Raw genomic sequence first — 12987 nt, forward strand, 5'->3', positions numbered from 1 at the left:
TCCGGGGGGCCTCGTCACGACGGGTCTCACCAAGGATTGGACAAATGGGTGCTCTTGGGCACCGAGTATAAGGAATGCCAAATGGCAGAACGTGATAACCGCCGGGGCAACCGTCGCGAACGCGAGGAAGCACCGGAATTCGCCGATCGTCTTGTTGCGATCAACCGTGTGTCCAAGACCGTCAAGGGTGGTAAGCGCTTCGGCTTCGCCGCGCTCGTCGTCGTGGGCGACCAGAAGGGCCGCGTCGGCTTTGGCAAGGGTAAGGCCAAGGAAGTTCCCGAGGCGATCCGCAAGGCCACCGAGCAGGCAAAGCGCAACATGATCCGCGTGCCGCTGAAAGAGGGCCGCACCCTGCACCACGATGGCAAGGGCCATGCCGGTGCCGGCAAGGTGACCATGCGCACCGCCCCGACCGGTACCGGTATCATCGCCGGTGGTCCGATGCGCGCCGTGTTCGAGATGCTGGGCATCCAGGACGTGGTTGCCAAGTCGACCGGGTCGCAGAACCCCTATGCCATGATCCACGCCACCCTCGATGGCCTGAAGCAGCAGCAGTCGCCGCGCCAGGTTGCGCAGCGTCGTGGCAAGAAAGTCGCCGACATCCTGCCCAAGCGCGATGAAGCGCCGCAGGAATCCAGCCAGATTGCCGAGGAGGCCTGATCCATGGCAAAAACCATCGTTGTCAAGCAGATCGGCTCGCCGATCCGTCGCCCGGAAGTCCAGCGCAAGACGCTGATCGGTCTGGGTCTGAACAAGATGCACAAGACCCGTGAGCTCGAGGATACCCCCTCGGTTCGCGGCATGATCCGCAAGATCCCGCACCTCGTCGAGATCATCGAAGAGCGCGGCTGAGGCATCGTGCGGGATGGGATTGATCCCATCCTGCCCATGACGAGGCGCCGTCCCCTCACGGGGGCGGCGCCTTTGCGTTGAAATCACGTTGCCGTGATCGGCTTGTCGCCCTGCCGTGTGAGGCTAGCTTTGCCTCAGCAATCCGGGAGACGCCAGATGACCACCACCAGACGTAGCTTCCTTGCCACCGCAGCCGCGGCAGGCACGATCACCATCCTGCCATTCACGGCCCGCGGGGCCGCCCATGGCGGCGGCGACATGTTCGAGACCGACATGGGCCCGGTCACGGTGCACCCTGTGCACCACGCCTCGATCGTGCTCGAAACGCCCAAGGGCGTGATCTATGTCGATCCGGTCGGAGAGGCCTCGGAATACGAGGGTCTGCCCGATGCGGACCTCGTCCTTGTGACCCACGAGCATGGCGACCATTACAACGCCGACATTCTCGGGGCCGTGGTCAAGGACAACACCGCCCTGATCACCAATCCGGCGGTGCATGACATGCTGCCCGATGCGCTGAAGCAAAAGGCGCAATCCATGGCCAATGGCGACAGCGCCACCTGGGAGCAGGTCGCAATCGACGCCATCCCGGCCTACAACCTGACCGAAGAGCGCAAGAACTTTCACCCCGAAGGTCGCGACAATGGCTATGTCCTGACGATGGGCGGGTTCCGGATCTACATCTCGGGCGATACCGAGGATGTCCCGGCGATGCGGTCGCTGCAGGACATCGACCTCGCCTTCGTCTGCATGAACCTGCCGTTCACCATGTCCGCCGAAGCGGCGGCGGATGCCGTGCGCGAATTCCAGCCGACCTATGTCTATCCCTACCACTATCGTGGCCGCGATGGCGGGACACAGGACCCCGCTGCCTTTGCCGAAATGGTCGGCGATGCCGCACAGGTCCAGATGGGCGGATGGTACAAGCCCGGCGAATTGGGCTGATCCGAACGACTGCTCGGGTGCGCCCACCGCGCCCGTCCTCCTGCGCCCTCCGGTCCTCCTCCCGGGGGGCGCAATTTTGTCCGGCACCTCTGAGCGGGCAGGGGGCAAGGCCCTTCGAAGGGCCTTGGATCAAGCGCTTTGCAAAGCGCTTGTTGACGCGTCTTCGAAGACGCGTGTCCAAGGCGCTTCGAAGCGCCTTGCCTGTCCCGCCATCATCGCGCAGTCTTGGCCTCCGGGAGGACAGACCATGCTGGATATCGCCGCGTTCGACCTGAACGCGATCGGGCCGGAGTTCATAGAGGACCCGCACCCGACCCTTCATGCCCTGCGCGCGCAGGACCCTGTGCATCGCAACGCCGATGGCTCGCTCTATCTCACACGCTACGATGACGTGCTGAAAGTCTACCAGTCGCGCGACATGCTGTCGGACAAGACCGAGGCCTTTGGCGAGAAATTCGGGCGCTGTCCCTTGCACACCCATCACACGACGTCGTTGATCTTCAACGACCCGCCATACCACACCACCGTGCGCAAGCTGATCTCGGGTGCCTTCACGCCGCGCAAGCTGGCCGAGTTCGAGGCGCTGATCGACGAGATCGTCGATCGCCTGCTGGACCGGGTCGACGATCTGGGCGAACTGGACCTGATCGACGACTTCGCCAAGGTCCTGCCGACCGAGATCATCAGCTTCATGCTGGGCATCCCGCCGGAATACCGCGCGCGTCTGCGCGGCTATTCCCTCGCCATTCTGGGTGCGCTGGACCCGGTCGTCGCTCCGGAGAAGCTGGCCGAGGGCAATGCCGCCGTGACCGAGTTCAGCGAAATCCTGAACGATCTCATCAACCACCGCCGCGCGCATCCGGAGGGGGCGCATCAGGGCGAAGTGCTGGAAAGCCTGATCTTTGGCGAACATGACGGCCGCCGCCTGACGCAGGATGAACTGATCCAGAACTGCATCTTCCTGCTGAACGCCGGGCACGAGACGACGACCTCGCTGGTGGGCAACGCCGTCGGCACCCTGCTGGACTGGCCGGACCAGCACCGGTTGCTGCTGGACGATCCCACGCTGATCGCGCCGGCGGTTGAGGAATTCCTGCGCATCGAAAGCCCGCTTCAGATCGGCAACCGGCTGGCGGGGGAGGATATCGCCCTGTCCACCGGCGTGGTCCCGAAAGGCACCTATATCCACACCTCCATCGCGGCGGCCAATCGCGACCCGGCGGTGTTCGAGAACCCGGACGTGGTCAACATCACCCGCAAGCCCAACCGGCAGATCGCCTTCATCACCGGCATCCATGTCTGTCTGGGGGCGACGCTGGCGCGGGTCGAGGGGCGGGTCGCCATCGGCAAGCTGGTGAAGCGCTTCCCGAAGATCGCCCAGACCGGTCCCCGCACCCGCGTGCCGCTGGCCCGCTTCCGTGGCTTTGCCACGCTACCCGTGCGTGTGCGCTGAATGCCCAACGCGCCGACCCCCACCCAAACCAGACCGCGATCCATGTGCGTTGGCGCCAGAGGCCTCCGACATCACCCACACCGCTCCGCCCAGCCGGGAATGACGTAAGAAATCGCCCGGAGAGCGCTGTCCATTAGTGGCCGGACGGGGACGTGACATCGCAGGGTCGGGCCTTCCACGGGCGGGTCAGCGCCAAGGTGCGTTGGTAGGCCCTTGATCCGCAGGGCGACCCCCGCTATACGCCCCCGGTGGCCCGCATGGGTCCGACTCACACAATCAAGAAAAGCCGTGGTTGATCCAATTCCGCTTCGGGGGTCACATCCGGCAAGGAGAAGCGATATGAAACTTCATGAACTGCGCGACAACGAAGGCGCAACCCAGCGTAAGAAACGCATCGGCCGTGGCCCGGGTTCGGGCAAGGGCAAGATGGGTGGCCGTGGTATCAAGGGCCAGAAATCGCGTTCGGGTGTGGCCATCAATGGCTACGAAGGCGGCCAGATGCCGCTGTACCAGCGCCTGCCCAAGCGTGGCTTCAACAAGCCGAACCGCAAGGCATTCGCTGTCGTCAACCTCGGCCTGATCCAGAAATTCGTCGAAGCTGGCAAGCTGGACGCTGGTTCCATCACCGAAGAGACCCTCGTGGCCTCCGGTCTGGTCCGCCGCAAGCTGGACGGCATCCGCGTTCTCGCCAAGGGTGATGTCACCTCGGCCCTGACGATCGACGTGACCGGTGCCTCGAAATCGGCGATCGAAGCCGTTGAAAAGGCTGGTGGTTCGCTGAAAGTGGCGGCCGCGGAATAAGCTTGGGGTGCCCTCGGGGGCACTTCGCGGGTTGTGAGCGGCGTCCGCGCCGCTTACATAGGCCCCAAAGTTTTCCAAATTGCGCCGCCCGATGCAGGAAAACGCGTCGTGGCGGCGTTTGCATGATAGAGAGATCCGCATGGTATCCGCAGCAGAGCAAATGGCCGCAAACACGTCGTGGGCGGCGCTTGGCAAAGCCACCGACCTGCGCAACCGCATCTTCTTTACCCTTGGGCTGCTGATCGTCTACCGGCTGGGCACGTTTATCCCGGTTCCCGGCATCGACGGTGCGGCGCTGCGCGACTTCGTCGAGCAGGCGGGGCAGGGTGTGGCTGGCATGGTGTCCATGTTCACCGGCGGTGCGCTGGGACGGATGGGGATCTTTGCCCTCGGGATCATGCCCTACATCTCCGCCTCGATCATCGTGCAGCTGCTGACCGCCATGGTCCCGGCACTGGAACAGCTGAAGAAAGAGGGCGAGCAGGGCCGCAAGAAGATCAACCAATACACCCGCTACGGCACCGTCGCGCTGGCGACCTTGCAGGCCTATGGCCTTGCCGTGTCGCTGGAGGCCGGGGACCTTGCGACCGATCCGGGTTGGTATTTCCGCGCCGCGACGGTGATCACGCTGGTCGGCGGCACGATGTTCCTGATGTGGCTGGGTGAGCAGATCACCCAGCGCGGCATCGGCAACGGCATCTCGCTGATCATCTTCGTCGGCATCATCGCCGAAATCCCCGCCGCTCTGGCGCAGTTCTTTGCCTCGGGCCGGTCCGGTGCCATCAGCCCGGCGGTGATCGTCGGGGTGATCATCATGGTCGTCGCGGTGATCATGTTTGTCGTGTTCATGGAACGCGCGCTTCGAAAGATCACGATCCAGTATCCCCGCCGTCAAGTCGGCATGAAGATGACCGAGGCGCAGAACAGCCACCTGCCGGTCAAGGTGAACCCGGCGGGCGTGATCCCGGCGATCTTCGCCTCGTCCCTGCTGCTGCTGCCGACCACCATCGCGACCTTCAGCCAGTCGGGCACCACCAGCCCGATCATGTCGACGATCCTTGCCTATTTCGGGCCGGGCCAGCCGCTCTATCTGGCGTTCTTCGCGGCGATGATCATCTTCTTCGCGTATTTCTACACATTCAACGTGTCGTTCAAACCCGATGACGTGGCCGACAATCTCAAGAACCAGAACGGCTTCGTGCCCGGCATCCGCCCCGGCAAGAAGACCGCCGACTACCTCGAATACGTGGTCAACCGCATCCTCGTGATCGGCGCGGGCTATCTGGCCCTGGTCGCGCTGCTGCCGGAAATCCTGCGCACGCAACTGGCCATTCCGTTCTATTTCGGCGGCACCTCTGTGCTGATCGTCGTCAGCGTCGTCATGGACACCATCCAGCAGGTTCAGAGCCACCTGTTGGCACATCAATACGAAGGTCTCATCCAGAAATCGCAGCTGCGTGGTAAGGGTAAGGGACGCAAAAAACGGGGGGCACCGGCTCGGCGATGAATATCATTCTTCTGGGACCGCCGGGGGCGGGTAAGGGAACGCAAGCGCGCATTCTGGTGGAAGAGCGCAACATGGTCCAGCTTTCGACCGGCGACATGCTGCGCGAAGCCAAGGACAGCGGCACCGAAATGGGCAAGGTCGTGGCCGAGGTGATGGCCTCGGGCAACCTCGTCACCGACGAGATCGTCATCGGCCTGATCCGCGAGAAGCTGGAAACCACCGAAGCGGCGGGTTTCATCTTTGACGGCTTCCCGCGCACGCTGAAGCAGGCGGATGCCTTGGGCGAGCTGCTGGAGGAAATGGGCCAGACGCTGGACAAGGTCGTCGAACTGCGGGTCGAGGACGAGGCATTGGTCAAACGCATCACTGCGCGCTCGACCTGTGGTGATTGTGGCGAGGTCTACAACGATGTGACCAAGCCGATCCCGGCGGATGGCAAATGCGTGAAATGCGGTGGGACCGAGTTCAAGCGCCGCGCCGACGACAACGAGGACAGCCTGCGCACGCGCCTGATGGCGTATTACAAGCAGACCTCGCCGCTGATCGGCTATTACTACCACGCGGGCATTCACAGTCGGGTCGACGGACTGGGTGAGATCGACGAGATCAAGGCCGCCATCGCGGAGAAGCTGGACAGCTGAGCCGCCTGCTTGCAGGGCATCGGGGCCGCGCCGCAGGGCGTGGCCTTTTTCGTTTCAGTGTGCGTTCACCGGGTCCGAGAAATAGGGGGCGGCCATCTCGCGCAGCTTGGGTCGCAAGGTGGCCAGCGTCTCGACCGTGCGCGGCAGGCTGCGGATCAACAGGACTTCGGGTTCGGCCACGCCCCCGGCAAAGCCCATGGTCCAATCGCCGAACAACCGCGCAGAGGTCGGGACCAGCGGCCAGGCAAGGATCTGTTCGTGACGCGGGTCCAGCGTAATCCGCGCCATCACCTCCTTGACGTCATGCTCGGTCCCTTCGAGGAATTGCAGGAAATGGTTCCGCGACCGGAACAGGAAGCCGGTCAGCCCGTGATGGGGATTGTAGGCCAGCGCCTCGAGCAGGATATGGCCGTTCCCGGCGTCGGCCATGGGCATCTGCGCCTGGCTGGTGTAAAGGGTCTGAACCAACATGCCGGCCCCTTTCATGGTTTGGGCGACCGTTCGACCCTACAGAAATCCGGCAAAACCGCCACCCGCAAAGCGCCCTGTCGGCAATTTGCCTCACAGGGCTTGACGCCACCGGCGAATCTGCGTAACCACCCGCATCTCTGAACAGAGACCACGCTTTTGGTGCGGGTCGCGCCCAAACCAAAGATCACCTGATCAGCCTGGGCCCGGTGGCAGATGCCTCGGGCCTCATGTTGTGAAAAAAGGGCCCGGAATGACGGGCTCGCAACGAAAGGAAATGACCCTTGGCACGTATTGCCGGCGTTAACATCCCGACCAACAAGCGGGTGCCCATCGCACTCACCTATATCCACGGCATTGGACCGGCCATCGCAAAGGAAATTTGCGCGGCGACCAATATCGACGTGTCGCGTCGCGTGAACGAACTGTCCGACGCCGAAGTGCTGTCGGTGCGTGAATACATCGACGCCAACCTGACCGTCGAAGGCGACCTGCGCCGCGACGTGCAGATGAACATCAAGCGCCTGATGGACCTCGGCTGCTATCGCGGCCTGCGCCATCGTCGCAACCTCCCGGTGCGCGGTCAGCGGACCCACACCAACGCTCGTACCCGCAAAGGCCCCGCAAAGGCCATCGCTGGCAAGAAGAAATAAGGGAGGATCTGACCTATGGCACGTGATACCCGCCGTGGTGGCAAGAAGAAGGTCTCCAAGAACATCGCAGCCGGCGTTGCGCATGTGAACTCGACCTTCAACAACACCAAAATCCTGATCTCCGACGTTCAGGGCAACGCAATCTCCTGGTCCTCCGCTGGCACCATGGGCTTCAAGGGCTCGCGCAAATCGACCCCCTACGCCGCCCAGCTGGCCGCCGAAGATGCGGGCAAGAAGGCACAGGAACACGGCGTGAAGACGCTGGAAGTCGAAGTGCAGGGCCCCGGTTCGGGTCGTGAATCGGCGCTGCGCGCTCTGGCTGCCGTTGGCTTCAACATCACGTCGATCCGCGACGTGACGCCGATCGCTCATAACGGCTGCCGCCCGCCGAAGCGCCGCCGCGTCTGATTTGCGACAGATTACCTCCGGGGGCGGGCTCTTGTCCGCCCTCGGTTTGGCATTTTAAACCTCGGGCGTCGCTGCCTTACGGACATGGGGCAGCGGCAGGTATGGAGGGACTTGCATGATCCATAAGAATTGGGCCGAACTGATCAAGCCGACACAGCTTGAGATCAAGCCGGGCGCTGATCCGTCCCGTCAGGCGACGATGGTCGCCGAGCCGCTGGAGCGTGGCTTTGGTCTGACGCTGGGCAACGCGCTGCGGCGCGTGCTGCTGTCGTCGCTTCAGGGTGCGGCCATCACCAGCGTTCAGATCGACAACGTCCTGCACGAATTCTCGTCCGTGGACGGGGTGCGTGAAGACGTGACCGACATCATCCTGAACCTCAAGCAGGTTTCCCTGCGCATGGAAGTCGAGGGGCCCAAGCGCCTGTCGGTCAATGCCAAGGGCCCCGGCGCCGTCACCGCAGGTGACATCACCGAGACCAACGGGATCGAGATCCTGAACCGCGACCACGTGATCTGCCACCTCGACGAGGGTGCAGAGGTCTACATGGAATTCACGGTGAACACCGGCAAGGGCTACGTCTCGGCTGACAAGAACAAGCCGGAAGACGCGCCCATCGGCCTGATCCCGATCGACGCGATCTATTCGCCGGTCAAGAAGGTCGCCTATGACGTGCAGCCGACCCGCGAAGGTCAGGTTCTGGACTACGACAAGCTGACCATGAAGGTCGAGACCGACGGCTCGGTCACGCCCGAGGACGCGATTGCCTTTGCGGCGCGCATCCTTCAGGACCAGCTGTCGATCTTCGTCAACTTCGACGAGCCGGAATCGGCACAGCGTCAGGACGACGATGACGGTCTGGAATTCAACCCGCTGCTGCTGAAGAAGGTCGACGAACTCGAACTGTCGGTGCGGTCTGCAAACTGCCTGAAGAACGACAACATCGTCTATATCGGCGACCTGATCCAGAAGACCGAAGCGGAGATGCTGCGTACCCCGAACTTCGGCCGCAAGTCCTTGAACGAGATCAAGGAAGTGCTGTCGGGCATGGGCCTGCACCTTGGCATGGATGTCGAGGACTGGCCGCCGGACAACATCGAGGATCTGGCCAAGAAGCTGGAAGACTCGTTCTGAGACAAGATTGGGTAGGATGGGTGATCACCCATCCTACTCCGGGCACCTGCCCCAAGGAGAGTGGTCCGCCACGCATGGACCGCCGGACAAAGCAAAACCGCCCGTAGAGGGCAAATGGAGTAAGACACATGCGTCACGCAAAAGGCTATCGCCGCCTCAACCGCACCCATGAGCACCGCAAGGCGCTCTTCTCGAACATGGCCGGCTCGCTGATCGAGCACGAGCAGATCAAGACGACCCTGCCCAAGGCGAAAGAACTCAAGCGCGTCATCGACAAGCTGATCACGCTGGGCAAGCGCGGCGACATGCACGCCCGCCGTCAGGCCGCCGCCCAGCTGAAGCAAGACAAGGACGTCGCCAAGCTGTTCGAAATCCTCGGCCCGCGCTACAAGGACCGCAATGGCGGCTACTGCCGCGTGCTGAAGGCCGGCTTCCGTTACGGTGACATGGCGCCGATGGCGATCATCGAACTGGTCGACCGCGATGTCGACGCCAAGGGCGCAGCCGACAAGGCCCGCGTCGCCGCCGACGTCGACGCCGACGAATAAGCGGACTTTCCCGCGAATTTTCGAAGCCCTGCCAGAAATGGCGGGGCTTTTTCTTTGTGTCTCGCCGTGCTGCGCTGCAGAATGCGCGCAAACAGGAGCCCGAGAATGCGACGCAGCTTGACCACCTTCGACATCCAGGGCCTTGCCTTCGGCATCGTCATGACCAGCCTCAGCGTGGTCTTCCTCAAGGCAGGGGGGCTCGTGACCGGGCAGACCGCGGGCATCGCGCTGCTGCTCTCCTACGTGTTGCCGCTGGGCTTCGGCCCGCTGTTCTTCGCCATCGGTGTGCCGTTCCTGATCCTCGCATGGGTCAAGCGCGGCGCCGAATTCGCGATTCGCACCATTCTCGTGGTGGCGGGCATCTCGACCCTGTCGCAATACCTTGGCAGCATCGTCCTGTTCGAGCGGCTGGACACGTGGGTGGCCGCCGTGCTGGGCGGCATGTGCAGCGGCATGGGCCTGATCGCGATCTTTCGGCACAATGCCAGCGCCGGGGGGATGACGATCCTCGGGATCATTCTGGAACACAAGACCGGGTTCAAGGCCGGGTGGTTCCAGCTGGCGGTGGATGCCTGCGTCTTCCTCGCGGCGGCCTTCGTGCTGACGCCCGGCCAGCTGGTCTATTCCTTCATCGGCGCGATGATCACCAACCTCGCCATTGTCTGGAATTTCGAGATCGCGCAAAGCCGGACCGGCCGCCCGGGCTACGGCCGCCCATCGCCGGGGGGCGAGGGGTAGGGTATGGCTCCCTTGCGTTTGCGGGTCCGTCGGCACACATAGGGGGCAGTTCATAGCAAAGGGATGACGATGCGCCGGTTTGTTCTTGCCCTGATCTGCCTAGCCCTGCCCGTGACCGCCCCGGCCCAGCAGGTGCCGCAATCGCAGGCCGAGATTTCCCTGAGTTTCGCGCCGCTGGTCAAACAAGCCGCCCCGGCGGTGGTCAACATCTATGCCAGCCGCGTCGTGCAGGAGCGCAGCCCCTTTGCCGAGGACCCGTTCTTTCGCAACTTCTTCGGCGATCTTCAGGGGCGCCCGCGGGTGCAGAACTCGCTCGGCTCGGGGGTGATCCTGTCCGAGGACGGCATCGTCGTGTCGAATTACCACGTGGTGGGGCAGGCGACCGACATTCGCGTGGTGCTGAACACCCGGCAGGAATACGAGGCCCGCGTGCTGCTGGCGGACGAAGAGGCCGACCTCGCCATCCTGCAACTCGACGGTGCGCGAGACATGCCGCACCTGCCGCTGCGCGACAGTGACACGGTCGAGGTGGGCGAACTGGTGCTGGCCATCGGCAACCCTTTTGGCGTGGGCCAGACCGTGTCGTCGGGGATCGTGTCGGGACTGGCGCGGACGGGCACGGCCACCGGCAACGGGCGCGGCTATTTCATCCAGACCGACGCGCCGATCAATCCGGGCAATTCCGGCGGCGCGTTGATCGACGTGAACGGCGCGCTGATCGGCATCAACACCTCGATTCTGACGCGCTCGGGCGGGTCCAACGGGATCGGCTTTGCCATCCCGGCCAGTCTCGTCGCGCAATTCGTGGCGCAGGCGCAGGACGGCGAGGCGCGCTTTCAGCGGCCATGGGCGGGTTTGACGGGCCAGCCGGTCGATCAGGACCTGTCCCAGACGCTGGGGCTTGACCTGCCCGGCGGCGTCGTCATCACCGAGTTGCACCCGCAAAGCCCCTTTGCCGAGGCCGGCCTGCGGCGCGGCGACGTGGTGCTGGAGGTGGACGGCCAGCCCGTGAACGCGCCCGCCGAGATGCTGTTCCGCATGTCGATCCGGGGCATCGGTCAGGACGCGCGGATCGGTTATGCCTCCGGGGGCGATCTGCACGAGGCGATGGTGCCGATGATCGCGCCGCCCGACCGGCCCGATCGCCGGGCCGTCTCGCTGGGCGAAAGCGCAGTGTTGCCGGGGCTGAAGCTGGCGCTGGTCAACCCCGCCGTGGCCGCCGAGCTGGGCCTGCCGATGCAGGCCGAGGGCGTGGCGGTCATCGATCCCGGCCCCTATGGCGCGCGCGTCGGGCTGGTGGCAGGCGATATCCTGCGCGGGATCAATGGCCGCATCGTGCGCCAGCCGGGCGATGTCGCGGCGATGCTGCGACTGGCCGCGCCCCGCGTCCAGCTGGAGGCCGAGCGTGGCAATCGCCGGTTGTTGCTGCGGTTCCGGCTCTGATGGCAGACCTGTTCGACACCGGCGGCATCGCCGAAGGCGGGCATCGCCCCTTGGCCGACCGGCTGCGCCCGCAGACGCTGGCCGAGGTGATCGGCCAGAAACAGGTGCTTGGCCCCGAAGCCCCGCTGACCGTCATGCTCGAAGCAGGCACGCTCGGCTCGATCATCTTCTGGGGGCCTCCGGGGGTCGGCAAGACGACCATCGCCCGTCTCTTGGCGCATGAAACTGACCTGTATTTCGTCCAGATCAGCGCGATCTTTTCCGGCGTGCCGGAACTGCGCAAGGTCTTCGACGCGGCCAAGCAACGCCGCCGCACCGGGCAGGGCACGCTTCTGTTCGTCGACGAAATCCACCGCTTCAACAAGGCGCAACAGGACAGCTTCCTGCCCCATATGGAGGACGGGACGATCCTGCTGGTGGGCGCCACGACGGAAAACCCCAGTTTCGAGCTGAACCGCGCCGTGCTGTCGCGCGCGCAGGTTCTGGTGCTGGAACGGCTCAGCGATGACGACCTCGAAGACCTGCTGCACCGCTCCGAAACCGAACTGGGCCGCACCCTGCCGCTGGACGAGGACGCCCGCGCCGCTCTGCGCAACATGGCCGATGGCGACGGGCGCGCGGCGCTGAACCTCGTCGAACAGGTGATGAGCTGGCGCAGCGAGAAAACCCTCGACACCAATGCGCTCAAGACCCGCCTGATGAAGCGCGCCGCGCAATACGACAAATCCGGCGACGGCCATTACAACCTGATCTCTGCCCTGCACAAGTCCGTGCGCGGCTCCGACCCGGATGCGGCGCTGTACTGGTACGCGAGGATGCTGGAGGCGGGTGAGGACCCCCGCTATCTCGCCCGCCGCATCACCCGCATGGCGGTCGAGGATATCAGCCTCGCCGATCCGCAGGCGCAGGCCCATTGCGTGCAGGCTTGGGAGACCTATGAACGGCTCGGCTCGCCCGAGGGGGAACTCGCCATCGCGCAGGCGCTGGTCTATCTCGCCCTCGCGCCCAAATCGAACGCGGTTTACAACGCCTACAAGGCCGCCCGCCGCGCAGCCAAGGAAACCGGCAGCCTGATGCCGCCCAAGCATATCCTCAACGCGCCCACATCCCTGATGAAGGATCAGGGCTATGGCGCGGGCTACGCCTATGACCACGACGCCGAAGACGGGTTCAGCGGTCAGGATTACTTCCCCGACGACATGGATCGCGTGCAATTCTACGCCCCGGTCGAACGCGGCTTTGAACGCGATCTGAAGAAACGCGTCGACTATTTCGCCAAACTTCGGGCGAAACGGAACGCATAGGGTTTTTTCTTGGCTCAAATACCCGGGGGAGCGCCGCAGGCGCGGGGGCAAAGCCCCCTTTCCTTGACATCCCCACGGCGAACCGCCAAGGCAA

15 protein-coding genes are annotated in these 12987 nt (G+C 64.0%); 14 read left to right on the forward strand and 1 reads right to left on the reverse strand.

Going from position 1 to position 12987, the window contains the following annotated elements; translation table 11 throughout:
- Positions 1 to 81: 81 nt before the first annotated feature.
- From rpsE to D8Z78_RS12300, 7 genes are all read left to right on the forward strand, one after another.
- Positions 82 to 660 (forward strand): 30S ribosomal protein S5, encoded by a 579-nt coding sequence (rpsE, locus tag D8Z78_RS12270; RefSeq protein ID WP_121631237.1) that lies wholly within the window; start codon positions 82 to 84, stop codon positions 658 to 660.
- A gap of 3 nt (positions 661 to 663) precedes the next feature.
- A complete protein-coding gene (rpmD, locus tag D8Z78_RS12275; RefSeq protein WP_121631238.1) occupies positions 664 to 852 on the forward strand; it encodes a 50S ribosomal protein L30 in 189 nt (62 codons plus the stop codon).
- 156 nt (positions 853 to 1008) lie between these two features.
- Positions 1009 to 1797, forward strand: a complete 789-nt coding sequence (locus D8Z78_RS12280) for an MBL fold metallo-hydrolase (protein ID WP_121631239.1) — start codon at positions 1009 to 1011, stop codon at positions 1795 to 1797.
- A gap of 247 nt (positions 1798 to 2044) precedes the next feature.
- Positions 2045 to 3250, forward strand: coding sequence for a cytochrome P450 (locus D8Z78_RS12285; RefSeq protein WP_121631240.1), 1206 nt, complete (start codon positions 2045 to 2047; stop codon positions 3248 to 3250).
- A 339-nt stretch (positions 3251 to 3589) separates the two neighbouring features.
- On the forward strand, positions 3590 to 4051 hold the full coding sequence (rplO, locus tag D8Z78_RS12290) for a 50S ribosomal protein L15 (RefSeq protein WP_121631241.1): 462 nt from the start codon (positions 3590 to 3592) through the stop codon (positions 4049 to 4051).
- Between the two features lie 139 nt (positions 4052 to 4190).
- Positions 4191 to 5558, forward strand: a complete 1368-nt coding sequence (secY, locus tag D8Z78_RS12295) for a preprotein translocase subunit SecY (RefSeq protein WP_121631242.1) — start codon at positions 4191 to 4193, stop codon at positions 5556 to 5558.
- Positions 5555 to 6199: an adenylate kinase gene (locus D8Z78_RS12300; protein ID WP_121631243.1), complete on the forward strand. Its 645-nt coding sequence runs from the start codon at positions 5555 to 5557 to the stop codon at positions 6197 to 6199. Before secY ends, D8Z78_RS12300 begins: the two co-directional genes overlap by 4 nt.
- Positions 6200 to 6253: 54 nt before the next feature.
- Here D8Z78_RS12300 and D8Z78_RS12305 read toward each other — a convergent pair whose 3' ends face one another.
- Positions 6254 to 6670, reverse strand: a complete 417-nt coding sequence (locus D8Z78_RS12305; protein WP_164932952.1) for a BLUF domain-containing protein — start codon at positions 6668 to 6670, stop codon at positions 6254 to 6256.
- A 281-nt stretch (positions 6671 to 6951) separates the two neighbouring features.
- Here D8Z78_RS12305 and rpsM point away from each other — a divergent pair, with 281 nt between their 5' ends.
- The 7 genes from rpsM to D8Z78_RS12340 all read left to right on the forward strand — a co-directional run bounded on the left by rpsM (position 6952) and on the right by D8Z78_RS12340 (position 12893).
- Positions 6952 to 7320 carry a 30S ribosomal protein S13 gene (gene rpsM / locus D8Z78_RS12310; RefSeq protein WP_121631245.1) on the forward strand — a complete coding sequence of 123 codons (369 nt, stop codon included), beginning with the start codon at positions 6952 to 6954 and terminating at the stop codon, positions 7318 to 7320.
- Between the two features lie 15 nt (positions 7321 to 7335).
- Positions 7336 to 7728, forward strand: a complete 393-nt coding sequence (rpsK, locus tag D8Z78_RS12315) for a 30S ribosomal protein S11 (protein ID WP_058247669.1) — start codon at positions 7336 to 7338, stop codon at positions 7726 to 7728.
- A 115-nt stretch (positions 7729 to 7843) separates the two neighbouring features.
- Positions 7844 to 8860: a DNA-directed RNA polymerase subunit alpha gene (locus D8Z78_RS12320; RefSeq protein ID WP_121631246.1), complete on the forward strand. Its 1017-nt coding sequence runs from the start codon at positions 7844 to 7846 to the stop codon at positions 8858 to 8860.
- 128 nt (positions 8861 to 8988) lie between these two features.
- Entirely contained in the window at positions 8989 to 9408 is a 420-nt protein-coding gene (gene rplQ, locus D8Z78_RS12325; RefSeq protein WP_121631247.1) for a 50S ribosomal protein L17, read from the forward strand.
- Positions 9409 to 9513: 105 nt separating this feature from the next.
- Complete coding sequence (locus D8Z78_RS12330; RefSeq protein WP_121631248.1) at positions 9514 to 10146, forward strand: YitT family protein; 633 nt, start codon at positions 9514 to 9516, stop codon at positions 10144 to 10146.
- A 69-nt stretch (positions 10147 to 10215) separates the two neighbouring features.
- Positions 10216 to 11589, forward strand: a complete 1374-nt coding sequence (locus tag D8Z78_RS12335; RefSeq protein WP_121631249.1) for a trypsin-like peptidase domain-containing protein — start codon at positions 10216 to 10218, stop codon at positions 11587 to 11589.
- Positions 11589 to 12893, forward strand: a complete 1305-nt coding sequence (locus D8Z78_RS12340) for a replication-associated recombination protein A (protein WP_121631250.1) — start codon at positions 11589 to 11591, stop codon at positions 12891 to 12893. Before D8Z78_RS12335 ends, D8Z78_RS12340 begins: the two co-directional genes overlap by 1 nt.
- Positions 12894 to 12987: the final 94 nt, after the last annotated feature.

It is taken from the genome of Tropicibacter alexandrii (genome assembly GCF_003667315.2).
Lineage (GTDB): Bacteria > Pseudomonadota > Alphaproteobacteria > Rhodobacterales > Rhodobacteraceae > Tropicibacter > Tropicibacter alexandrii.

What these genes read in the sequence shown, in the direction of transcription:
- rpmD (WP_121631238.1), top strand. Translation starts at nt 664, where the DNA reads ATGGCAAAAACCATCGTTGTCAAGCAGATCGGCTCGCCGATCCGTCGC.
- rpsK (WP_058247669.1), top strand. Translation starts at nt 7,336, where the DNA reads ATGGCACGTGATACCCGCCGTGGTGGCAAGAAGAAGGTCTCCAAGAAC.
- D8Z78_RS12300 (WP_121631243.1), top strand. Translation starts at nt 5,555, where the DNA reads ATGAATATCATTCTTCTGGGACCGCCGGGGGCGGGTAAGGGAACGCAA.
- D8Z78_RS12320 (WP_121631246.1), top strand. Translation starts at nt 7,844, where the DNA reads ATGATCCATAAGAATTGGGCCGAACTGATCAAGCCGACACAGCTTGAG.
- rplQ (WP_121631247.1), top strand. Translation starts at nt 8,989, where the DNA reads ATGCGTCACGCAAAAGGCTATCGCCGCCTCAACCGCACCCATGAGCAC.
- D8Z78_RS12340 (WP_121631250.1), top strand. Translation starts at nt 11,589, where the DNA reads ATGGCAGACCTGTTCGACACCGGCGGCATCGCCGAAGGCGGGCATCGC.
- rpsE (WP_121631237.1), top strand. Translation starts at nt 82, where the DNA reads ATGGCAGAACGTGATAACCGCCGGGGCAACCGTCGCGAACGCGAGGAA.
- D8Z78_RS12330 (WP_121631248.1), top strand. Translation starts at nt 9,514, where the DNA reads ATGCGACGCAGCTTGACCACCTTCGACATCCAGGGCCTTGCCTTCGGC.
- D8Z78_RS12280 (WP_121631239.1), top strand. Translation starts at nt 1,009, where the DNA reads ATGACCACCACCAGACGTAGCTTCCTTGCCACCGCAGCCGCGGCAGGC.
- D8Z78_RS12285 (WP_121631240.1), top strand. Translation starts at nt 2,045, where the DNA reads ATGCTGGATATCGCCGCGTTCGACCTGAACGCGATCGGGCCGGAGTTC.
- D8Z78_RS12305 (WP_164932952.1), bottom strand. Translation starts at nt 6,670, where the DNA reads ATGTTGGTTCAGACCCTTTACACCAGCCAGGCGCAGATGCCCATGGCC.
- D8Z78_RS12335 (WP_121631249.1), top strand. Translation starts at nt 10,216, where the DNA reads ATGCGCCGGTTTGTTCTTGCCCTGATCTGCCTAGCCCTGCCCGTGACC.
- rplO (WP_121631241.1), top strand. Translation starts at nt 3,590, where the DNA reads ATGAAACTTCATGAACTGCGCGACAACGAAGGCGCAACCCAGCGTAAG.
- secY (WP_121631242.1), top strand. Translation starts at nt 4,191, where the DNA reads ATGGTATCCGCAGCAGAGCAAATGGCCGCAAACACGTCGTGGGCGGCG.